General features: G+C 53.7%; 14 protein-coding genes. 1 reads left to right on the plus strand and 13 read right to left on the minus strand.

Going from position 1 to position 23,068, the window contains the following annotated elements:
• Window positions 1-259 precede the first annotated feature (259 nt).
• Window positions 260-1,735: an SLC13 family permease gene (locus tag ACS5NO_RS29785; protein WP_439418511.1), complete on the plus strand. Its 1,476-nt coding sequence runs from the start codon at window positions 260-262 to the stop codon at window positions 1,733-1,735.
• A gap of 48 nt (window positions 1,736-1,783) precedes the next feature.
• Here ACS5NO_RS29785 and ACS5NO_RS29790 read toward each other — a convergent pair whose 3' ends face one another.
• The 13 genes from ACS5NO_RS29790 to ACS5NO_RS29850 form a co-directional block, all read right to left on the minus strand.
• Window positions 1,784-3,163, minus strand: a complete 1,380-nt coding sequence (locus tag ACS5NO_RS29790; RefSeq protein ID WP_439418512.1) for an FAD-dependent oxidoreductase — start codon at window positions 3,161-3,163, stop codon at window positions 1,784-1,786.
• Between the two features lie 122 nt (window positions 3,164-3,285).
• Window positions 3,286-5,409, minus strand: coding sequence for an alpha/beta hydrolase family protein (locus ACS5NO_RS29795; protein ID WP_439418513.1), 2,124 nt, complete (start codon window positions 5,407-5,409; stop codon window positions 3,286-3,288).
• Between the two features lie 9 nt (window positions 5,410-5,418).
• Complete coding sequence (locus ACS5NO_RS29800; protein WP_439418514.1) at window positions 5,419-7,380, minus strand: heparinase II/III domain-containing protein; 1,962 nt, start codon at window positions 7,378-7,380, stop codon at window positions 5,419-5,421.
• A gap of 175 nt (window positions 7,381-7,555) precedes the next feature.
• Window positions 7,556-9,262 carry a RagB/SusD family nutrient uptake outer membrane protein gene (locus tag ACS5NO_RS29805; RefSeq protein ID WP_439418515.1) on the minus strand — a complete coding sequence of 569 codons (1,707 nt, stop codon included), beginning with the start codon at window positions 9,260-9,262 and terminating at the stop codon, window positions 7,556-7,558.
• A gap of 13 nt (window positions 9,263-9,275) precedes the next feature.
• A complete protein-coding gene (locus ACS5NO_RS29810; protein WP_439418516.1) occupies window positions 9,276-12,788 on the minus strand; it encodes a SusC/RagA family TonB-linked outer membrane protein in 3,513 nt (1,170 codons plus the stop codon).
• Between the two features lie 35 nt (window positions 12,789-12,823).
• Entirely contained in the window at window positions 12,824-13,840 is a 1,017-nt protein-coding gene (locus ACS5NO_RS29815) for a FecR family protein (RefSeq protein WP_439418517.1), read from the minus strand.
• Between the two features lie 47 nt (window positions 13,841-13,887).
• Window positions 13,888-14,559, minus strand: coding sequence for a sigma-70 family RNA polymerase sigma factor (locus ACS5NO_RS29820; protein ID WP_439418518.1), 672 nt, complete (start codon window positions 14,557-14,559; stop codon window positions 13,888-13,890).
• 153 nt (window positions 14,560-14,712) lie between these two features.
• Window positions 14,713-16,836 carry an outer membrane protein assembly factor BamB family protein gene (locus ACS5NO_RS29825; protein ID WP_439418519.1) on the minus strand — a complete coding sequence of 708 codons (2,124 nt, stop codon included), beginning with the start codon at window positions 16,834-16,836 and terminating at the stop codon, window positions 14,713-14,715.
• A gap of 21 nt (window positions 16,837-16,857) precedes the next feature.
• Window positions 16,858-17,781 (minus strand): alpha/beta hydrolase, encoded by a 924-nt coding sequence (locus ACS5NO_RS29830; RefSeq protein ID WP_439418520.1) that lies wholly within the window; start codon window positions 17,779-17,781, stop codon window positions 16,858-16,860.
• Window positions 17,782-17,783: 2 nt separating this feature from the next.
• Window positions 17,784-18,680 carry a sugar phosphate isomerase/epimerase family protein gene (locus ACS5NO_RS29835; protein WP_439418521.1) on the minus strand — a complete coding sequence of 299 codons (897 nt, stop codon included), beginning with the start codon at window positions 18,678-18,680 and terminating at the stop codon, window positions 17,784-17,786.
• 247 nt (window positions 18,681-18,927) lie between these two features.
• Window positions 18,928-19,989, minus strand: a complete 1,062-nt coding sequence (locus ACS5NO_RS29840; protein ID WP_439418522.1) for an endo-1,4-beta-xylanase — start codon at window positions 19,987-19,989, stop codon at window positions 18,928-18,930.
• A gap of 92 nt (window positions 19,990-20,081) precedes the next feature.
• Window positions 20,082-21,095 (minus strand): glycoside hydrolase family 43 protein, encoded by a 1,014-nt coding sequence (locus tag ACS5NO_RS29845; RefSeq protein ID WP_439418595.1) that lies wholly within the window; start codon window positions 21,093-21,095, stop codon window positions 20,082-20,084.
• A 95-nt stretch (window positions 21,096-21,190) separates the two neighbouring features.
• On the minus strand, window positions 21,191-23,038 hold the full coding sequence (locus ACS5NO_RS29850; protein WP_439418596.1) for an alpha/beta hydrolase-fold protein: 1,848 nt from the start codon (window positions 23,036-23,038) through the stop codon (window positions 21,191-21,193).
• Window positions 23,039-23,068 lie beyond the last annotated feature (30 nt).

Genomic DNA, 23,068 nt, shown 5'->3' on the forward strand with positions numbered 1-23,068 from the left:
ATGCCAAAATCAAAGCGTTCCGGGCCCAGTTCAGAGGGGTAAGAAATGTGGAATTTTTCCTTTACAGACTAACTCAGTTATATGCTTAAACCAAGATGATCCACAACTTTTGGTATTGATCCATTTTATACGTAAAGGGTGATTTTGAGATCATTCTCTTCATCAGGTTTTCACCCATTCCTTCTTTCAGTTTAAGTTCAAAACAATAGCGCTTTATTACCGAATTATTGACGTGCTTTACGGTCTGAACCGAAATTCCGTGAAACCTGCCCATCTTAGTGCGCTACTAGCCGGACCCATTGCGTTTTTTCTGGTTTTATTTTTTGCTGACTTAAACCCGGGTCATCCCGAGGTTACCAGAATGGCTGCGGTGACCGTATGGGTGGCCATTTGGTGGCTCACCGAAGCAACCGACCTGGCCGTGACGGCCTTACTCCCTTTCATCCTGATTCCGATCCTGGGCATAGCCGATTCGCAAACGGTGGCGGCCCAGTATATGGATCAAACCATTTTTTTATTTATTGGGGGCGTGCTGCTCGCTTTTGCCATTGAACGGTGGAACCTGCACCAGCGGATTGCCTTGTCCATTTTATCGAAACTGGGCACCAACCCGGCCACCATGCTGGCAGGCGTGATGGGCGCTACTTTTTTTATTTCGATGTGGGTGTCCAATACGGCTACCGTCATGATGATGCTCTCTGCGGTGCTGGGCATTATCATTCAGGTGGAAAAACACAACCTATCTCCTTTTCAAAAAAATGCGATCGCCAAAGCCATGCTGCTGGGGCTTGCTTACGCGGCATCCATTGGTGGCATGGCGACTTTGGTGGGAACGGCCACAAATCTCGCTTTCTACAAAATATATGTAGATGCTTACCAGGATGCCCATGACATGAACTTTGTCAGTTGGTTTGTGCTGGCTTTTCCTATTGCCGTAATCTTGTTGACCGCAGCGTTTTTTATTCTTAAGTTCTCCTTTCTACGCCATGCAAAAAAAGTGGTTTTTGACCGCAGTTACTTCGTTGCCTCCCTGCGGCAATTGGGCAAAATGGCTTTTGAAGAAAAGATCGTCTTTACGGTTTTTGTGATGACCGCCTACTTGTGGTTTGGCCGAAAGGATATTGATTTTGGTTCTTTTCATATAACCGGCTGGAGCCGTCTTTTAGGGACACAGGCATCGTTCATTACGGATAGCACGGTGGCTATCGGAATGGCATTGTTGCTATTTCTAATCCCCTCGAAAAATGAGAAAGGAAAAATGCTGATGAGCTGGGAAGAAGCGAAGAAACTTCCGATCGGCATCATCCTCTTGTTGGGCAGTGGTTTTGCTTTGGCAAAAGGCTGCGATCAGTCGGGGCTAAGCTCCTGGCTGGCACAGGAACTGCTTTTTTTAAAGGATGCGTCCCCCCTTGTTGTTATCGCCGGCATTTGCGTTATCGTTTGTGTCATTAGCGAACTGGCTTCCAATGTTGCCTGCATCCAATTGGTGCTACCCATTTTGATAGCCATTCAAAAAGTAACCCACCTGCCCCCATTGATGCTGATGGTGCCTGCCGCGCTGGCTGCGTCGCTCGGGTTTATGCTTCCCGTAGCCACCCCGCCCAATACGATCGTGTTTGGAAGTGGGCGGATCCGTGCGGCTGATATGCGCAATGCCGGGTTGCTGCTCGACGTTGCAGGCATTGTTATCATCACAGCCGCATCCATGATTATTCGGCTAATTATCTGGAAATAAAGACCGTGAATGCACGAAGAACAGGCTCGTAATGTCTCAAAAACCTCTCTACTCTACCGACCACTTGACCTCCGACCAGTTTACATCCTGCGGCAATAGGTTCTTTTTGGCCGCCAGTGCCGCCACCCGACCGGCAGCCTGGCCCATATAGGCGGCATTACCCGTGACCCGGTAGCTCGAATGGGCCACAAAATCGCCACTGATGCAACGACCCGCCATCATCAGCCCCTGCACATCTTTGGCGATCAACGCCCGCACCGGAATATCGTACGGTTTGCTGGCGGTACCCCGGTTGTAGGCCGTCGTGGATTCATCCTCCTTTTTGACCGAATGCACATCCACCCCAAACGTAACCCGGCAAACGGCATCCTCAAACCGCGATCCTTTGATCAAATCCAGACGGGAAACCGTGTATAACCCATGAATCCGGCGGCTTTCCCGTACGCCAATCTGCTCACCCGTGGCCATCAGCCGCAGATTCTCCCACGGCCCACCCAGCGATTGAAGACTCTGAATAATCTGATGCACCTCGGCCCGCCCTTTCAGTGTTGCTTCGGTCACCTGGCGGGCATCGGTTCCATTAAAACCGTATTCATGATTGGCCATCAGCATGTGCAAATCGTCGTAGATCGGGTGCAGGCTGGGCCGGGCATAGGAAGGTTTGTGACCGCCCTTGATAATGGCTTCTTCCAGCCGTTTTTTGGAGGGAGAGCCAATTTTGCTATCGGCTTCGTCGCGGATAAACGCTTTAATTTCGTTATACCGAACGCCCGAAATCAGGCAAAGCATGCTCATCGGTTGCCCCTGCCTGGCGCTGTCGCCATAGTCGAACTGGCAACCTGCCCGAGCGGCCAGATCGCCATCGCCCGTGCAATCGATGAACACTTTGCCCCCCCAGGCTTCCCGTCCCGACTTCGACTCGGTAATGATGTGGGTTAGCCGGCCATTCTGGGTGGATGCGGATACCAGCCGGGTAAAAAGCCGGACGGTAACGTTGGCTTTCAGGCATAATTCTTCCAACAGTATTTTCATCTGTTCGACGTCGAACGAGAACGTATTACCAGTCGGAACGGTGGCGGCTCCTTTCTTCAGCCGAAGCCCGTCCTTGATTTCGGCCACCAGTCCTTTCTTGTTCTTATTATCGATAATCCACGTCAGGCAACCCGATGTCCAGACGCCACCCAGACAACCGTGTACCTCCAGCAACAGGGTTTTCGCTCCGGTACGTCCGGCTTCAATGGCGGCTGCCACCCCGGCGGGCCCGGCACCGCAAACAATGACGTCAAATGCATCGACCACGGGAATATCGCGGGCGGGTTCGCTGAGTGTATTCGCTGCCGGGGCATGGACGGTCTGCGACAAACCGAAAAGGGGTGACGAGGCCGAAGCAGCAGCCAGGGTTGTTGCTAAGAAGTCTCTGCGTTGCATATCGAAAAAAGTTAGTATTCTGTATGTAAATTGGTTAACCCGCTCTTGTTTCCTTTGCCACTCCGGTCGATCGCCGTTAAAAGAGACTTCTGAATGATACCATCCGTGCCCGCTTTACAGGCTTACTTTTCCTGTCCCAACCACGCCAGCAACGCAGCACGTTCAGCCGTTGACGACAGGATCATGTGTTTTCCCTTCGACGGATATAATCGCTCCAATTCCGATGTAGAAACCGGCTGCCCGGCTCCATTCACGACACCGGCCAGCCAGACGGAACGGGGCGTGAGGGCCGCTACCAGATCGGGGAGATCATAGGTGTTGATGGCTCCGGCCACAACCGACGGTACATACCGGGGCAGATACTGCTCCTGCCCGATCAGGGAACGATACGTGCCCAACCCGTTGAGCAGCGCCAGCCGACCGATGGCCGGTGTCAGCAGGGTAGCGTGCAGAACATCAGGCACAAACGTGCCGACACCCACCGCCGAAACCGTCGTAGTGCCGGTTTTCCTTTTAATAAATTCGGTGAGCAACTGAATCTCTTCCATCCGAACGGCGACCAGACTTTTGCGGGTCAGGATACCCGCAAACCACAGGTTCAGCGATGTGCTGTCAAGCTCCGAATCACCACCGGGCAGATCCGCCTGGGCCTGTTCACCCGCTCCGCTCAGGTCGGGCAGCACCACGTCGTAACCGGCCTGTACCAATTGCTCGGCCACATTCCCTTTTTGTGCGGCTCCGGCTTTGCCTTTCGAGTCGATGTAAAGCACGGTTTTACCGGTACTTTTTTCCGGTTTAAACCACAGAACCGGCAGGTAATAGGCTCCCGGCCCTTTCACTAAATACCGCTCCAGATTGTATCCATCACGCGGAAACTTACCCGAAAAAATCACTTCGCCCAAGGTCGGCGGTGTGTACCCTGTCAACGCAATTACGTGTTTGACAAGAGTTTGCGATGAGTTACCAGCAATACTTTGGGGAGCAACTGCCGACGCCCGCTTTTGGGTCAACGAAAACAGGGTTTCGCCTTTCAGCGCGGTCAATACGTTGCCGGTCGGCGTCACATTGAGTTCTTCAGCCCGAAACGCCGGAATGTTTTCATCGGCACTGGAGCCGGGATTGTTGAGGTGTTTCTGAAAAAAAGCGTACGTCGCTTCCCGGTTTTTTTGCGTGGAAGCATGGGGAGCATCGTCTTCGACCATGCCCAGATTCGACTCCGCACCGAGGGCTTTATACGCCTTTTTGGCTTCGTCGAACAGTTCGCGGGCACCGTCCATGCTGAACATATCGCGGGTGGTCGTCACCATCAGCGTCGGACGCGGAGCGCGCACTTCGACCAGATCGCCCAAATCCAGCCCTTTCGCCAGCATCCCGGTCAGGATTTGTTCGGCGTCCTGCGGCCCGTTGGAACGCAACAGTTTATCGTAGGTCGTCAGATAACACTCCGGCGCAGCCGCCCGAATCCGGGGATCCATCGCGGCCAGATACGCACTTTGCGTGCCTCCCCCCGACCGGCCCGTTACGCCAATCCGCGTAGCATCAATTTCGGGGCGGGTCAGCAGGTAATCCACAGCCCGGATGCCATCCCAGACGAAATACATCGCCGGTGTTACGCCGACCACAAAGGATTGCGCGCCGGGATACGAGTGTTCCAGCGTGGGTTTAAGTCCGGCAAATCGTCTTCCTTCCGTTTTTTCGTATTGAATTCGTTCACCCTGCCCGATCGGGTCGAAGGCCAAAACCGCAAAGCCTTTTTTGACGTAATTGAGAATCATCTGCTGATAGACCCCGCTCCGAAAGGCTGGCGCACCGTGCCCACTGCAAAATACGATGGCTGGCAGGTTTTCGCGTTTTCCCGCAGGCATGAACAAGGCCGCCGTTACGTAATACTTTGGCAGGGACTCGAAGTAGAGTTTTTCGACCGTGATGCCATCCCGTTCGAGTTTACCGGTAACGACCGGATTGAGGGGTGTTTTTTCGGGAAAGGCACCAAAAGCTTCCTGCAATTTTTGCCGGACCACGGTTTGCCGCTTCTGCCAGTCCTGCTGCGTTCTCAACGCCTGAACCGCCTTTTTGCGCTGTTCCAGTTGCCCGAAGGCCTGTTCACACAGATGCCGGTAGAGCGCGCCCGGCTGACCATTGTAGTATTTCCAGTATGGCAATACGGCCAGGTCGTCCTGCGCCCGTACGAACGTGGTCAGACCAAGGCTGATGCACAGCAAAATCGGGAGAATGACTGGTTTCATGGCTCTCATTTATTTCTCCCTGGCTACGATTTCCAACGTGTTTTTCCCCGCCAAAGCCGTTGATTTCATTTCCAGCACGATGCGGTACACGACATTACCCAGCGACCGATTCAATTTTGGATCGTCGATCTCCTTTTTTTCGACCGTGGCCGACAGGGTTTTCGGGTCGTAGTGCATGAGCAGGTCAAACCCGTTGCCCTTCAGCACCAGTTCGCCGGGTTCGGGTTGCTCGCTGGGCAAAGTGGTCAGAAAATGGAGCCGGGTTTCGCCCGTTCGGGCCGTTAATTGGTAGGCATCGCTGACGACAAACTTTTTACCGCGTTCCAGTTCATAGGCGCGTTCCCAGCTTTTTACCCCGGCCTCTTTCGGATAGGCTCCGCCGATGTCAGTTGAAAAGCGAACACCGGTTTTTGTGGGGGAGAAAATCGAGTGCCGGGCCGTAAAGTTTCGCCCCTCGTGCTGGGCAAAACCGTTGATGTGCGGGACGTTGTGGTAGTCGGACTGCATCGTCCAGATTTTATAGCGGTCTTTGCTGAACGTTTCGCGGGTGTATGTGCCTACGCCCGCATCGATCAGAACCGGGTTGCCGTTATAAAACAGGATGAACGAACCCACGTCGTTGTGGTTGTGCTGTTCGCCGTTGTGGCCGCCTTTGGCCGCGAAATAAAATCCCTGCGCGGAACCTTCGCGTTCGCGGGCAATCGCTACGTCCAGGTTCGGCAAATAGTATTCCTTCAACAACGGTTCCGCCGGAGAAACCGTACGCCAGTCGGTGGGACTGAACAGATTCACCAGATTACTCCCCAACCGGCCACCCAACATTGCTTCGACCGGACTGGTTTTGTTCAGTACATACGCCCCAAACCCCTGCATGACCGGGTCCTGAATGGCTTTACCAATCCGGTAGATCCGTCCGCCATCGTGACGGAGTTTTGCCTGGGCATCGGCAAAATTAACGTAGTATTCGCCCTGGCTGACGTAGACCCGGTAGATGTACCGCCCCATATTTCGAACGAGTTCGTTCTCGTAAATGTCAATTTTGCCCCGGCTGGCTTTTTGCAACAGCGACAGGTAATCGAACATGCGTCCCCCGGCCGCTCCCCAGTAGCCCGGTCCTTCGCTACACCCGCCGTCTTCGGGATACGAATTGATGAAAAGATCGACGGCCTGCATGGTTTTGTAGATACCGTCTTCGCGTTTCTGCGGGTCGGTTTCCAGCAGCAGCACGCAGGTCAGCACGTTGTAGCTGCACCAGGGCGTCCAGTTATTGACCCGGCCCTCGCCCCAGCCTGTAATCCACCAGTAATCGTTGCGCTGGTAAAACGGTTCGAGCACTTTGGCGCGTAATTCCTGCTCAAGTCGTTGCGCAATGATGGGGCTAACCTTATCGAATGCCTCGTGAAAATAGTACCAGATCCAGGCCAGATCAGCGGCCGTATCGCCCGTCACCAGGTCAATGATCGGGTTGTTTTTGTCGGGCAACAGCGTGGTGATGTTGGCAATCTGGCCTTCGTACCCGTACATGTAAAAATGGGCGGGCGAACTCCAGACGGTTTGTTCACAGTAGGCAAACACGCCGTTGATCAGATCGTCCAGAAACCGCCCTTTGCCTTCGACCAGTTCGGCCAACGCCAGCGACCGCAACGCATCGAGCTTAGCCCGATTCACCGTATCGGCGGCCTCGCGGTTGCCGGTTCGGCTGTAGGTCAGGTAAAGCGATGCCTTCGTGAGGGGCCAGCCATAGCCAAGGTATTTTTCACCTTCCCGGATGGCCTGGGTTTTCACCGCGTCGGAAAGGCTGGCCCAGCCCTGCCGGTCACGATAGGCCGGAAAGTCTACCCATTCAGCCCCCTTCACGACCGATGTACTGATCTGTTTGCGCGAAAAATTCCCGGTAAGCAGATTTCGCTTTGCCTGACAAAACCCGGTTTCCCAGGCGAATACCAACAAAAAAACAATCGTGTAGCGCATCATTGGCGGTTACTGTTTCAGAAGTTTCAGGTGCCGGACATCCTGGTCCGGCATCACCCGTAACAGATAAGCATCCGGCGGCAGGTGTTCTACCCGAATCGGTTTCTGGAAATGCGCATCATAGTTGAAGTCGGCCAGAAGCTGGTTCAGGGCCGCCGTTCCGCTTCTGGCTTGCTTACCAGCCCGGATTCTGGGTCAGGGCCGCGTTCATTTCGATTTCGGTACGGGGAATGGGCCACAGGTTATCGCGATCGGTGAATTTGCGGACGAAATGCGGTTCACCAAACAGGTTTCGGATCACCGTACCATCGAGTTGCGCCTTCGCAATTCCCCACCGCCGAACATCGCTGAACTGATGGCCTTCACCCGCCAGTTCCACTTTTCGTTCGTGTACGATCCGGTCGAATAGCTGCGCTTTGGTGGTGACTGCCAGCACGGCAGGGCCACTGTTCAGACCCGGCATTTTGACGCGGGTCCGGACTTTGTTGAGTTCGATAATGGCTTTCGCCAGTTGCCCGTCTTCGTTGTAGGCTTCCGACAACATCAGCAGGACGTCGGCATACCGGATAATGGGGAAGTTAAACGGCGTGTGTTCGCGGACGCTCATGGCTCCATTTTCGTTCCCTTCCGGCGTAAACTTGCGCCACAGGTAGGTGAACCAGCCCGAATTATTGCGGCACTGCCCGAAGTTTTCGCTCACCCCGGCCGCCACCACAAATTGCAACATCCGGACCTGATTGGCTACAAAACCAAGGTGATGGGAATACGGGACAATCAGGGCCGCATTCATGCGCGGATCACGACCCCGGTAGATTTTGCCCAGCAAAGCCGTATCAGGTATGGAGGTCAGCTTGCCATTGGTATGCGTCGCCCAAAAGGCTTTCCGTTTGACGGCATTGTCTTCATTGAATTTGGGAATAACGTCATTCCAGTTAAACCGGGAACCGTCTTTGTTTTCGTAACTGTCGGCCAGTTCCGTGGTCGGTATACCAAAGTTCCCCCCGCCAAACGAGCCTCTGAAACCGGTATTGTAGGCATAGGGGATGCCATACTCCAGACCAACCCCACCGAGTGTCTGGACGGCAAAAATGATCTCATTGCTTTTATGACCCGCCAGCTTGAAGAGGTCGGCATAGCTGGGGTAAAGCGCATAGCCATAATTGTTCGACTTGTTAGAAACGATTTCCTCAAAATCGGCAATGGCGTTTTTCCAGTCTTTGGCATATAGATATACTTTACCCCGTAAGGCATAAGCCGCGCCTTTAGTCACCCGTCCGTATTCGGCTTGCGGCCAGGCAACCGGCAAGTCCACGATGGCTTCGGTCAGGTCTTTCACAATAAAAGCACGCACTTCCTCCACCGAACTACGCGGTTTTTTCAGATTATTGAAATCTGCGTTCAGATCCACCGACTCGTCGTAGAGCGGTACCCCACCAAAATAGCTGAGGAGTTCGGCATAGTGGAGCGCCCGCAGGAATTTCGCTTCGGCCACAACCGGTTTCTTAACCGCATCATCCACCGGCATGTCCGGCACCCGGCGAATTACCTGATTGGACCGTTGAATTTCATCGTACTGATGCCGCCAGAAATTGCCGATATACGTCGTTTGTTCGGTAGCCGTACCCAGCATGAAGCTCAGGTAGCCGTTTTCCTGCCATCCGAAGGCCAGGCCACCCATGTTATCGTGCATGTACTTTTTGCCGTACAAATCATCGCGACGAAGGCCGCCATACACGCCCATGATGGCCTGTTTGGCGTGTTCGGGCGTTTGCCAGAAGGTCTCGGAACTGATGCGGTCGTAGGGTACGGTATCCAACTGAACACAACCGGTCAGGAGAGCCAGCGGTACGATGAAGAGGAGGAATTGTATCGATCGTTTCATGGTTGGTTCTGGTTTAGAAATCAATGCTTAAGCCTAGGGTAGACTGTTTCATGGTCGGGTAGTTAAAGCTATCAATGCCCGAATTACCGCCCTGAATCTCCGGATCGAAACCTTTATAATTGGTCAATGTCAGGAAGTTTTCCAGGCTGCAATAGACCCGAAGCCCTTCAAGCGCCATTTTTTGTGTAATTGACTTTGGTAATCGATAGCCGAACTGGAGGTTTTTCACCCGCAGATACGATTTATCGACAACCCAGAAATCACTGATAACCCGGTTAATCGTATTGGTAGACAACAGTAACCGCGGATAGCTGGCATCGGTACGTCCCGGTGTCCACCGCCCGTCGGCCACCTCTTTGTTGATTAAATACAGGTTAGCCGGGGTGGGTGTCCGCCAGTCGTCGAGCCAGTAATCCTTAAAACCGCCGATGCCCTGCAACAGGCAGGAGAAATCGAAGCCTTTCCACTGAAGTCCGAAGTTTAGCCCGTACGTAAACCGGGGGGATGTACCGTATCCCACCACGTATTTGTCGTCGTTATTGATGATGCCATCGCCATTCAGGTCCTTGTAGAGCAAATCGCCCAGTTTGGGGGTACCGAATGCCGCAAACGGATTCACTTTCTGCCCCGAAGCGTTGACGGGTGCCTTGTCGATCAGTTGCTGAACCAGTGCCATATCCGACTCCGTCTGTAGAATCCGGTCCGTAGCCAGTACGAACAGGACGTTGGCCGGCAGTCCTTCCTGCAAGAGGTTTTCGTTCGAAATGGTCCGTTCATCGCCCTTGAACTTCGTTACTTCGTTGTTGATAAAGGCCATGTTCCCGCCAATCTGGTACCTGACCTCTCCAATCCGGTCATTCCAGTTGAGGGCCAGCTCGACGCCCCGGTTCCGCACGCGGGCCGCATTCTGCTGCGGCAGCGAGGCTGTACCACGCACATTAGGGGCTGGTAGGTTGATCAGAATGTTGCGGGTGTCCTTGTCGAAAAGTTCCAGCGAGCCTGACAGCCGGTTTCGGAAGAAACCAAAGTCGAAACCGAGGTTGGTCACGTAGGTACTCTCCCAGGTGATGATGGAATTGGCAATGGCCGTTTGGGCAAAGCCCGTTTGCAATGTACCGTTCAGGACGTAGTTCGACGACGCATACAGCGCCTGGTAATCGTAGTTCCCGATGCTGTTATTGCCCAGGGCGCCGTAGGAGGCCCGCAACTTGAGGTTATCCAGCCAATCGATGCCTTTCAGGAAAGGTTCTTCCGAAATCCGCCAACCGGCCGAAATCGAAGGGAACATCCCCCAGCGGGTATCCCCGGCTCTAAAGCGCGATGAGCCATCGTAACGGACATTGGCTTCGAGCAAATATTTCTCTTTCCAGCCCAGATTCAGCCGACCGAAATAGGAGTTCATTCCCCAGTCACTGGCCGTACCCGATGCATCGGCATCAATCGTAGCGGCATTCAATACGGTCAGTGACGGATCGGTCAGGTCATATTTTTGGGCCTCAAACCACGACGATTTGTAGTACTCCTGGCTTGCGCCAACCATCGCATGAAGATTCAGTCCGTTGCCAAACGTGGTTTGGTAGCGGATAATCCCATCCATATACTTCCGGGCCGTCTGTTCGCTGCGGTTCAGTGCATATGTACGACCCGTTCCGGCCACCACAATGCTGTTGGTGCGGAAACTCCAGCGATCTAAAAAAACCGGTTGCTGTTCTTTGAGATAACCCGTCTGTTCGTAATTGAACGAGCCTTCCAGCGTCAGACCTTTCACGGGATTGAAAACACCGAAGAAGCGGGTAGCCAACCGATTCTGGTTGATATCGCCTTTGCGGGCGTTGACCGTTGCCAGGGCGTTGTTCGTGACCCCACTCCCATCGGGGCTGTTGGAAGCACCGTAGCGTCCGTCGGGGGAGCGGTAGACCATCGCGGGCGACGTAGACGCACTCCAGCGGAAGGCACTGTTGTTGTCGAGCGCATCGGTGCCAATATCGGTGCTGGAGTTGGTGCCGCTGGCCAGCAAACCAAGCGTTAGGTACGGTTTTACTTTGGCTTCCAGATTCACCCGACCCGAATACCGCCGAAAGCCCGTATTTTCGATGATACCGGGGTTGTTCAAATATCCGAACGAACTGAAAAACTTGATCTTTTCGGTGCCCCCGTTGATCGACACATTGTGGTTTTGTGAGATCACATTTTGGTCAAACAGGTCACGCCAGTCGGTATTGGGATACATCAACGGATTTTTTCCGGCGTCGTTTTTCCACAGATCGATCGACGACTGCGGGAAAATGGGGCTAACACCGGGCGTCGTGTTCTGCTGAGACTCGTTGTAGAGTTCCATGTGCCGGACATAATCACTGACGGTTTCAACCAGACGGGTGGCTTTTTGAGCCGCTACATAGCCATTGTAGTTGATCTTCATCGTTCCCTCCTTGCCCTTCTTGGTCGTAATCAGAATCACGCCATTGGCCGCCCGCGACCCGTAAATAGCCGCCGATGCCGCGTCTTTCAGAATGGAAACCGTTTCAATATCCTGCGGGTTGAGGTTATTCATGTTCGACTCGACCCCATCGACAATCACCAGGGGGCTGGCGTTGTTCAGCGTACCCGAACCCCGGATCAGCAGCGAAGCACCATCGCCACCCGGTCGGCCATTTCCCTGGTTGACCGACAGGCCGGGGGCCAGGCCATACAGACTGGACGAAACAGAGGTGATGGGCCGGCTTTCGGCCACTTTTGCCAGATCGATCGTTGAAACGGCTCCGGTCATATTTACTTTTTTCTGGGTGCCGTAGCCCACCACGACCACTTCTTCCAATGCTTTGGTGTCGGTTTGCAGCGAAACATTGATCTGGGTTTGATTCCCTACGGTTATTTCTTTGGATACGTACCCGACGAACGAAAACACCAGTGTAGCCTGCACATTGGGCACGCTGAGGCTGTATTTCCCGCTTACATCGGTCGTTGCCCCACGTTGGGTACCCTTCACGACGACACTCACGCCCGGCAAGCCTTCGCCTTTTTCATCCGTGACGTTGCCCGAAATCGGTACGTCTTTCGGGGCAGTTTCAGCAACCAGCGGTCGGTGAATCGCCGGGTGGTTATCGCTGGCGGGTACGGAAAGCATTTCCAGCCGACCAGCCTCCGGCATTTCGGGTAGCAGCTTCAGAGCGGGAGCGGTTTTGGCTTCTTTCGGCAGAGCGAAAATGACGTAAGACCCGCTTCCCTGTTTGGAGAATGCCAGGTTGTGCGGTTGTAAGAGTTTCGTCAGATTTTGTTCCAGACTCAGGCTCCAGTTAACAGTGGAGGGCAGCACCTGAATGTGCCGTACTACCCGGTCGGCGTAGAGCACATCGACACTGTAGTGGCTCTTTATATCCCGAAGCAACTGACTGAGCTTTACCGGAGCGGTTTTCTGTTCATGAGTACGTTGCTGAATACGGGAGGTTGCTAATGTCTGGGCCGGGCAAACGGAAAAGGACAGGTTCGCCAATACCAGCAGCGATTTAAGGTATATCAATGTTCTCATTGAAAAAGGGTATTAGGATGTACAAGGAGGCAGATTTAATCGTTGGCCCGGGCCGAGAAAGTCACTTTCTTACCCCGACGTACGGCCTGAATGTCCAATGCTTTTGATAAGGAAATCAGCAGTTCATCCGCATTCTTCGCTTTGAACGAACCCGAAACCGTTTCGTGCGCCAGCGCCGGATCAGGAATGGAAACGTGCAGACCATAATTGTCGCGCAGGAGTTGAGCAACCTGACTCAGCGGCATGGAGTCAAACACAAACAGCTCGTCTTTCCAGGCCGAAAACCGCTCCGGATCGGCTACGTGTTTCCGCTGGATTTTTTCATCGACCAAGGTTACAACGTCACCGGGCGTCAAAACAATGGGAGCCATCGTCTGGTTGGTCTCCCGTTGCAGCACCACTTTTCCCTGATTCAAAACCACCTGCATCCGATTCTGCCGGCTCGACACGGTAAACTCCGTGCCCAATACCACCACATCCAGTCCGTTGGGCGTTTTGACAATGAAGCGTCGGTTATCCTGCGTATGTGTTACCGAAAACTGCGCTTCGCCGGTCAGGTATACTTCCCGGTTTTCCTGACCCGGAAGAACCCATTTCAACCCAAACCGGGGGACTTTCAGCACGGAGTTGGCATTGAGCGTTACCCGACTCCCGTCGTCCAGCACCCAGCTCCGGATTTGACCCGGTTCGGTGGCATAGGTTTGATTAACCAGTTCTGACCGAAACCACCAGCCCATGAGCAGTAAAATCGAAACGGAAGCGGCTAGGTACCAGCCCGAAAACCGGATCAGAAAGGGGGTTGGCTCAGTAGGCATCGCTTTCACGGACGGCTCGTCCTGTTTCTGGGCCAGGTAGTCGTGATACCGCTCAATGGCTGACGAAACATCCACCAGGTACTGAGGATGCGTAAGCTCCCATTCAGCCAGCGTTTTGTAAAAAAACTCTTCGTTTTCGGGTTGCTTCGCCCATTCGTCAATGGTCTGTTTTTGAAGTGCCGACGCATTCCCGTTAAAGTAATCGAACAGGAGCGTTTTCGTAATGGGGATATTCATGATAGGTCATATTTCTAAGTTGACAGAAACGATACGCAGCCCCACCATTAGACCGGCCAAAACAAAGCGACGGCCGTTATCAATAACCATTTGTCTTTCAGGAGCTTTCGGATGGCCTGACTGGCGCGATACACCTGAACTTCTACCGTTCGTACCGAAATTTGCAGGTCATCTGCAATCTCACGCAGCTTCCGGCCCTCAAACTGATAAAGCAGGTAGATTTTTCGGCGTTCCAGCGGCAAGGTGTTGATGGCTTTTTCGACATCCTGACACAATTCCTCGTATTGGGTGATGGCGTCAGGCTGCCGAAATTCCTGGATGGGTAAGGGCGTTGCTTCCTCCAGCGGTGATTTCCGGCTCAGGTCCCAGCGCAGGTAATTGTAAGCCCGGTTTCGGGCGGTTCTGAAGAGATAAGCCCGGTACGATGTCGTGATATGATCGAATAGGCCCTCCGAATAAAACTGATAAAAAATTTCGGAAACCAGGTCTTCTGCTACCTGACGCGACCCCACAAACCGTACGGTATGGGTACAAAGCGGCTGGTAATATCGCTTGTATAAAAGTTCTACGCCCAATTGAGGGTTCTCCAGCAACGTCTTTCGAATAAACAACTCGTCATCATTGGACGGCGAACGCGGGGAATGGGAGTCCTGATCCACGTTGGGTTCGATTCGATTGGGTTCGTCGGGCTGTTGAAAAGCAGAAGAGGTTTGCACCATAACTAAAAAATGTAAAAGTGCTTCCGGGAAAAATACTTTCCCGTTTCACCTACAAGACAAGTTAGACGCAACCGACTACTTACAGGCTATTGAAAAATTTTATTATTTTTTAGTACGAAATGGTTTTTTAACGGCTTTTTAGTCGATCATCTCCTAGTCGCTCAGGCAAAACGCCACGTATCGATCACCGGAGCGCGTGTTGAGTTTGCCCCCGCCACAGGCAATCACGATGTACTGTTTGCCATTGACCACGTAGGTACTGGGCGTGGCATACCCGGCGGCTGGTAGTTTCATTTCCCAAACCACCTGACCGGTCTGTTTGTCGAACGCCCGAAATTTCTCATCCCGGCTGGCCGCAATGAACACCAGCCCGCCCGCCGTAACCAGGGGACCACCGTAGTTGTCGGTTCCGGTTATCGGTACGCCTTTTTTCCTGAGTTCGGGGTATTCGCCCAGCGGCACCTGCCAGCGATGTTCGCCCGTGTTCAGGTCGATCGCCGTCAACGTACCCCAGGGCGGACTGCTAACCGGATAGCCGTTGCGGTCGTACCAGCGATTATAGCCCGTATGCTGATAGGGAATCACCGCTTTTTGCGTTGAAGCGACCGGTTTCTCTACGGTTTTGTTGAAGAGAAAATCGACAACAGCGTCGCGCTCGGCTGGCAAGATATGCGAGAACGAAGGCATCATGCCCCGCCCTTTCAACAACACCTGCACCACCTGATCGCGCGAAAGCCGGTTGCTCACCTGCACCAGCGACGGGTATGAGCCATCGTGGTTGCCTTTGCGGTCCGTTCCGTGGCAGGCCGAGCAATACAACTGATACTGCGCGTTACCCGCCACGGCTTGCTGACCCGCGTTTGGCGACGGCTGCTGACGGGGAATGAGCGACGTATAAACCGGCACTTCTTTCGACGGTACGTACAGAATACCTTCGGGATCGGTTGCCGCCCCGCCCCACTGCGCCCCGCCGTCGGTTCCCGGAAAAAAAACCGTCATCTTACCCGTCAGCGGAACATACGGACCCGTATTGGCTTTCCGCAGCACGTCCACCAGCGAATCGCGGTTGGCGGCAAATGAATTGATTTCTTTTTCGGTAAAAGACTGACGGGCAAACGGGGCGGGTCGCTGCGGAATGGGCTGGGTTGGGCTCGCCCGCTCACCCGAAACCGCTTCCTGGGGAAAAGGCGTTTCCTTGATCGGGAAAATAGGTTTGCCCGTGACGCGGTCGAACACAAACGTAAAGCCCTGCTTCGTTACCAGGGCCACCACGTCGATTTTTCGGGGCCGCCCGTCGGAGCCTTTTTGCGTGATGGTGAGCAGATTGGGAGGAGCGGGCGGATCACGGTCCCAGATGTCGTGATGAACGAGCTGATAGTGCCAGAGCTTCTTGCCCGTAGCGGCATCGAGTGCCAGTAAACAATTGGCATACAGGTTATTGCCTTTCCGATTACCTCCGTAAAAATCGTGAGCCGCCGAGCCGGTCGGTGCATAAAGAATGCCCCGCTCGCGGTCGATCGCCATCCCCATCCAGGGGTTAGCCGCCCCAATCCGCTGGCGCGGATTGGCCGGCAACCAGGTTTCGTAACCGGGTTCGCCTTTCATCGGAATCGTGTGGAACGTCCAGACCAGTTGGCCCGTCCGGGTGTCGAACGCCCGAATATCGCCCAGCAAAGCCGTTTCGCTTTCCGAAAACCGGGCGCCGACGATGATGCGGTTTTTGTAGATCGTATTGGGCGTATTGGACACCACGTAGTGATCGGCGCCGGGTCGCTCGATGCCGGTTTTCAGGTCGATCCGTCCGTGATCGCCGAAACCATCGATGAGTTTGCCCGTTCGGGCATCCAGCGCGTGCAGCCACGACCCGGCTCCAAAGAAAATCCGTTGGTCGGTTCCATCGGCCCAGTACGTAACCCCCCGGCTGGTGGTGCCGCCGTTATCGGTCAGGGTCGTTTTCCAGAGGGATTTGCCCGTAGCGGCTTCCACCGCAAATGCCTGGGTATTCGCCGACACGCCGTACATAACACCATTGATAATGAGTGGATTGCATTGCATCTGGGTGCGATTGCGCAACGTATCGGCCCCACCCGACGCATACGTCCAGGCTACTTTTAACCGCTTGACGTTGGTTTTATTGATCTGGTCGAGTGGAGAATAATGGCTCCGGGCGCCATCGCCATTGTATTCGGACCAGTCGGTCGTAACGGCTGCCAGTTGAAAAGCCAGCGCGGCACTAAACGCCAGACAGCCTCCCAGGGCCAGTAGTCTTTTCTGCATAGGATGGTTCAGGAAATAGGGCTATTTCGTGTTGGTTTTGGGGAGCAGATAGCCGAGTCGGGTTAAAAACTGGTCCGTCAAGTCGATAATCTGTTGATTGAGTTCCTGATTGGCATTAAAGAAACCGTGTTTCTGTCCGGCAAAGCGGTGCAATTCGCAACGGTTGCCAGCGGCCTGCATTCGTTCACAAAATTCTTCTGCGTTCTGAATCGGCACCGTCGTATCGGCCTCGCCATGAAAAAGAATAGCGGGCGGTATTCCGGGCCGTATGTGCGCCACGGGCGAAAGGGATTCTGCCCGGTCGCCCAATCGTTCGTAGCCATAGCCCCCCACGGTTGTTTTGGTAACCGGATTCATCAAAACCAGGGCACTGGGTCTGGTGCTGACCGACTGATCTTCACCCGGTTCGTCGATCTGGTCCAAAACCGCCGTCGCCAGGGCCAGATGACCACCTGCCGACCCGCCAGCCGCCACAATCCGATCCGGTTGAATCCCCAATCGGCTGGCATTTTTGCGCACCCAGCGCATGGCCGATCGGGCATCCTGCACGGCTTCAAACGGCGTGGTTTTTTGCCGACTCGAAACCCGGTAGTCGAACGCAATCGTGATCATGCCCCGGTCGGCAAAATAATGACAGGCCTTTTCAAACTGGGTGACACGCCCGCGGACCCAGCCACCCCCAAAAAAGAAAACGAGGGCCGGGCATGTTTTCCCCGGCTGGTAATCCGGTGGATAAACGATGCTCGCCCGCAAATCGGTTGGTCCGGTCTGTTTATAGATTTCAACCTGGGCGTGGGGCAATATGCGTTGGGCCAGTTGCAGGGTATCGCGGCTTTGGGCAGAGGCTACGCAGCAACTGAGTAACCACAGCCCCAGCAGCGCATACCGACGGGCTGAACGACGGTTTCCCGGTTTATTCGTGGCGGTGGCTACGGGGTGTTTCATGGCTAAAAATAGTGCTGGATGGCTTTCGGATAATCAGCAAAGGCCAGTTCCGGCTCCGCAATTTCGGGATGCCACATTTTTTCCCATTCCAGACTGTAATAGCCAGAATAACCGCCCGCTTTCAACGCATCGATCGCTTCCTGAAGCGGGGCTTCGCCTTTGCCAATAAACGTATAGGCGGGTTTTCCGGCCACCATACGACCATCTTTGATGTGGGTATGACGGATGTATTTTTTGAGCGTCTGATACACTTCCGCCGGTGGCTCTTTGGTAATGGACCACATATTGAAAATATCCCAGATCAGCCCAACGTTTGGATGCGCGGCCTTTTGCATAATCTCAAGCAAAACGCCTTTCCAAATCACCTCGCCGTGCGACTCCAGCAGCACCGTTACGTTGGCATCTTTGGCGTACGTTCCCAGCTCCAGCAGGTTTTCGCTAATGAGGTTGATGGTTTGCTGCCGATCCTGATCCTTGGGTAAATCGTTGGGAAAAACCCGGACGTACGGGCAGGCGAGTTGCCGGGCCAGGTCGATGAAGCGTTTGGCTTCGTCCATGTTTTTCTGCCGTTTGGTCGCATCCATCCAATGCAGATTGGCCGACGAGCCTAAATTACAGATTTTAAGATTGTTATCTGCAAACAACCGGCGTGTTTCGGCAATGGCCGTACTGAACTCCGGGCATTTGGGCAGGAACATCTCCTTCTCCAATCCCCGGATTTCAATGGCTTCGTACTTTTCGGCAACGGCGGTTTTGACGATTTTCGACAACGGCCAGGCCGGGCAACCCAAGGTAGAAAATGCCAGGCGCGGTTTGGCTTTTTTGACCGTCAATCCCAACGTGGCCGCCCCGGCGATCCCGACGGCGGTTTGTATAAATGTTCTGCGTGTAGTCTTCATTTGTAGGGAAGAAACGGCCGTGGCTTTTTTACTTGCTTCTGTGATCCCTTTGAACCATTAATTCGGAGTGCGTGGGCCGTGGATGTACCGGGGTGCCAGGCGCAGCGCCCCGTCAGGAGCAGACAGCGATTCGTCTACAAACGGAGTGAAGTGAATGGAGCAAAGGCTTTACTTGTCAAAGGAAGCATTCGACTGCCTAAAGACAAGTAAAGCCCTCACAACTACGTACAGGATCGTTGATAATCGTCTAGAATTGTACAACGCGCTCATACGCTTTCTTCGGCTGGCCGTTCTGATCGAACAGCAACGGATAATCTTTGCGGCCCGGAACCGGGAAGTTATCCAGCCAGGAATACTTATCGCTCAGGTTCCAGAATGTAACACCCGTGATCTTGTCGCGGTGCTTGCGGAATACCTCGAACAGCATTTTATAATGTGCAGCCTGTTTGTCGTTCATCTCCGGTGTAAATTCGCTTTTGTCCGTCTCTTTTCTGGCACGACGCTCGTGTTCTTTGGGGTACACCGACACGTCGACCTCCGTGAACTGGATTTTGAGCCCCAGGCTGGCAAATTTGGTAATGGACTCCTCCAACTCCTGTTTGGTAGGCTCATAAATAGACCAATGCGCCTGTAAACCCACCCCATCGATGGGAACACCTTTCGCTTTGAGTTTCTTCAGCAACTGGTAAATCCGCTCCCGCTTCGAGGCATTTTCGGTGTTGTAGTCGTTGTAGAAGAGTTGCGCAGCGGGGTCGGCTTCGTGGGCGAACTGAAATGCCTTCTCGATGTAATCCTCGCCGATGATCTCGTAGAATTTCGATGGGCGGTAAAGGCTTTTTCCGGTATCAGGAACGGCTTCATTCACCACATCCCAGGCATAGATTTTCCCTTTATACCGGCCCATGACGTCGGTAATGTGCCGTTTCAGACGAGCCAGCAACACTTCCCGGCTCACGGTTTTACCCGTTGAGTCGGTGAAAAACCAGCGGGGTGTCTGGTTGTGCCAGCAGAGCGTATGCCCCCGCAGTTTGATGCTATTTTGTTGGGCAAAGTCGGCGATGGCGTCGGCGTCCTTCCAGTTGTAGCGGTTTTCTTCGGGATGAATCGGCCCCATCTTCATGGCGTTTTCGGGCGTCATGCTGTTGAACTGGGCTTTGATCAACTCCGCATCCGGGCCGGGCTGCACCATGCGCGGGTTCACGGCCACGCCAATCGGAAAATAGTCTTTGTAATAATCCTTTAGCCCTTTTTCGGGGGCCACGAAGCCGACCGCCAAGGCAATCAACACACAGGAGCTTAGTTTACGCATGGTCAAAATAGGTTAGTGGCTGATGATGAAACCTGTACGATGAATGAAACCTGCAAGGTCTTTAAGACCTTGCAGGTTTTGTTTCAAGTATCTTACTTATAAGCGTCGATGGTTTTAATCGTTCCGTCCGGATTATGGGTCAGTTCGGTTACTTTCACATTCCGAAGGTGGGTCTTGCCGGAGAGCTGCACGTCGTGGTAGAATAGGTACCATTTTTTATCAACCTGCACGATGGAATGGTGATTGGTCCAGCCCAGAACGGGTTTCAGCACCAGACCTTTGTACGTAAACGGCCCATACGGATTGTCGCCGATGGCGTAGCAGAGATTATGCGAATCGCCGGTCGAATACGAGAAGTAATATTTGCCGTTGTATTTATGGAGCCAGGCCGCTTCGAAAAACCGCTTGTCGTTGTCTTGTTCCAGAAATGGTTTGCCGTTTTCATCCAGAATCTGCACTTCCCGAACCGGCTCGGCAAAGGACTTCATGTCATCACTCAGCCGGGCAACGCGGGGCAGGTAAGCTACCTCGTTTTTCTGTTTCAATGCCCCTTTCGGGTTATACTGGTTGTTGTCCCAGCGTTGCAACTGCCCACCCCAGATGCCTCCAAAGTACAGATACGCTTTGCCATCGGAGTCCTGAAATACCGTTGGATCGATGCTGTAGCTCCCCTTGATAGGCTCCGGTTCGGCCTTGAACGGCCCGGTCGGGCTTTTGCTGGTGGCAACCCCGATGCGAAAAACATCCTGTTTGTCTTTGGCTGGAAAATACAGGTAATACGTTCCATTTTTGTACGTCGCATCGGGTGCCCAGAGCTGGCGACCGGCCCAGGGGACACCTTTCAGGTCGAGAGCGACGCCATTGTCCTTGACGGCCCCGCCAATCTTATCCATCGACAGCACATGGTAGTCACGCATCGCAAAGTGGCCCCCTTCGTCATCTTCTTTAACGTCTTTCGCATCGATGTCGTGGGAGGGATAGATGTAAATTTTGCCGTTGAAAACGTGCGCCGAAGGGTCAGCCGTGTAAATATGCGATACCAATGGCTGCGAAATTGGATTTTTGCCCCCGCTGGTTTGGGCAAAGGTGGTTAGTGAACAGCCCATCAGGGCTGTCAGCACTAGCGTTGTGTAGGCTCGTTTCATCATAGTCATATAAGGTTAAAAAATAAACTGCGGCATCTCGGTTCTGAAACGCCCTTTTACTTGAACAGCACCTGCGAAAAGCCAAACAGATCGTGCCGCCAGACGGGCCAGGTGTGTCCGCCCGCGTACTCGCTGTACTGGTATTTGATGCCCAGATCATCAAACTTTTTCAGCATGACCTGGCTGTTCTGATGCGCAATATCTTCCTTGCCGCCCATCGAAATCCAGAGGTTTTTGAGATTGCCGTTGATCGTTGCGGCATTGGCTTTCATGAATTCGTACTGCGGATCCGACAGCTTGGGATTGTTGGCAAACCAGCCCGAACTGAACACGCCCAGCGACGAAAACAGATCGGTGTTCTTGATGCCCGCGTACAACGTCTGCAAACCGCCCATCGAGAGTCCGGCCAACGCCCGGTTTTTGGCGTCGGTGGCCACCCGGAAGTTGCTTTCGACAAACGGAATGGCGCCTACTTTTAACTCATTTTCAAACATGCGCAGGACGTTTTCGTTGAAACCGGCCAGACCGCCCGCGTTGGGCATGTTGCCGTCCAGCATCACCACCACCATCGGTTTTGCCTTCTTGTCAGCAATCAGGTTGTCCAGAATCATACCCGTTCGGCCCTGCGTGGCCCAGCCGCGCTGGTCTTCGCCCCCGCCGTGCAACAAATACAAAACCGGGTATTTCTCCGCCGACTGATCATAACCCGGTGGGGTGTAAACGTACATTTCACGCCAGGCATTCGACGCTTTTGACAGGTAGCGTTTGATCCGGATTTCGCCATGTGGCACGTCTTTCAGGGCGTAATACCCGCCGTCCCGATCCGGAATTTCGATGCCGCTCGCCATCCGTCCCATGCCGTAAAAGGTTTCACTGGCCGGATCGACCACCGCAACGCCATCAATCAGCAGGGAATAATAATGAAAACCCCGGCTGATGGAATCCGTTGTGACGGTCCAGAAACCGCTCGTGTCTTTTACCATCGCGTACTTTTTACCCAAATCGATCTGCACCTTCTGAGCTTCCGGCGCTTTGACCCGAAAAACAACCCGGTTATCGGGCAGAATCTGCGGGTATTTCGCGGACCGGATGTTGGTCGAAGCGGGGGTACCCAGAATCGTAAATTTTGTCAAAGACGCCACATCGACGGGTTTGAAAAGAAACTGGGAAAACATGTACAACCCGTTTTTCCAGACTTTGAAGTCGTGCACGCCCGGTTCGATGTAATACACGTGCGGAACCTTGTTTTCGTAGAGGTAATCGTGGGTGCGTTTGCTGAATGTGATCAGTCCATCGGCATCCCCGCACGAAATCCAGAGCAGTTTCAACTGTTTTTTGGCTTCCTCCGGGTTAGGCACCAGTTCTTCCGGTTTTTTCGTATTGGGGGCCGACGAAAAACCGCCCACCCAGGCAAACCGGTCCAGATTACCCAGACCAAAGTTCAACGATTGCCCTCCGCCCATCGACAGTCCGGCAATGGCCCGGTGTTCGCGGTCTTTCAGGACAGAATACTTTTTCTCTACAAACGGAATCAGATCGGTCAACAAATCCTTTTCAAACGTCGCAAACGCTTCCACTTTGTCTTTGTCGAAGACGTTGCCTACGGCGCGGTCGTCTTTCATGGCGCGGCCGTTGGGCATGACCACAATCATCGGCTCCAGTTTGTTTTCGGCATACAGATTATCCAGAATCACCTGCGGTTTGCCCCCCCGGAGCCACTCTTTCTCATCGCCCCCGATGCCGTGCAGCAGATACAGCACCGGATATTTTTTCTTTTTCGAATACCCTGGCGGGGTGTAAATCAGGGCCTTGCGAGTGGTGCCGACGGTTTTGGATTCGTATTGTACCGAATCCATTTTGCCGGTAGCAATGCCCTCGCGCACCTGATCGAAGCCTTTGGGCATTTCTTTTTCGATGGTTTGCGAATGGGCCTT

Origin of the sequence: Larkinella fluvii, assembly GCF_051857545.1 — a bacterium.
GTDB lineage: Bacteria > Bacteroidota > Bacteroidia > Cytophagales > Spirosomataceae > Larkinella.

What these genes read in the sequence shown, in the direction of transcription:
- ACS5NO_RS29805 (WP_439418515.1), bottom strand. Translation starts at nt 9,262, where the DNA reads ATGAAACGATCGATACAATTCCTCCTCTTCATCGTACCGCTGGCTCTC.
- ACS5NO_RS29845 (WP_439418595.1), bottom strand. Translation starts at nt 21,095, where the DNA reads ATGGGCTGTTCACTAACCACCTTTGCCCAAACCAGCGGGGGCAAAAAT.
- ACS5NO_RS29790 (WP_439418512.1), bottom strand. Translation starts at nt 3,163, where the DNA reads ATGCAACGCAGAGACTTCTTAGCAACAACCCTGGCTGCTGCTTCGGCC.
- ACS5NO_RS29815 (WP_439418517.1), bottom strand. Translation starts at nt 13,840, where the DNA reads ATGAATATCCCCATTACGAAAACGCTCCTGTTCGATTACTTTAACGGG.
- ACS5NO_RS29795 (WP_439418513.1), bottom strand. Translation starts at nt 5,409, where the DNA reads ATGAAACCAGTCATTCTCCCGATTTTGCTGTGCATCAGCCTTGGTCTG.
- ACS5NO_RS29850 (WP_439418596.1), bottom strand. Translation starts at nt 23,038, where the DNA reads ATGCCCAAAGGCTTCGATCAGGTGCGCGAGGGCATTGCTACCGGCAAA.
- ACS5NO_RS29800 (WP_439418514.1), bottom strand. Translation starts at nt 7,380, where the DNA reads ATGCGCTACACGATTGTTTTTTTGTTGGTATTCGCCTGGGAAACCGGG.
- ACS5NO_RS29835 (WP_439418521.1), bottom strand. Translation starts at nt 18,680, where the DNA reads ATGAAGACTACACGCAGAACATTTATACAAACCGCCGTCGGGATCGCC.
- ACS5NO_RS29820 (WP_439418518.1), bottom strand. Translation starts at nt 14,559, where the DNA reads ATGGTGCAAACCTCTTCTGCTTTTCAACAGCCCGACGAACCCAATCGA.
- ACS5NO_RS29825 (WP_439418519.1), bottom strand. Translation starts at nt 16,836, where the DNA reads ATGCAGAAAAGACTACTGGCCCTGGGAGGCTGTCTGGCGTTTAGTGCC.
- ACS5NO_RS29840 (WP_439418522.1), bottom strand. Translation starts at nt 19,989, where the DNA reads ATGCGTAAACTAAGCTCCTGTGTGTTGATTGCCTTGGCGGTCGGCTTC.
- ACS5NO_RS29830 (WP_439418520.1), bottom strand. Translation starts at nt 17,781, where the DNA reads ATGAAACACCCCGTAGCCACCGCCACGAATAAACCGGGAAACCGTCGT.
- ACS5NO_RS29810 (WP_439418516.1), bottom strand. Translation starts at nt 12,788, where the DNA reads ATGAGAACATTGATATACCTTAAATCGCTGCTGGTATTGGCGAACCTG.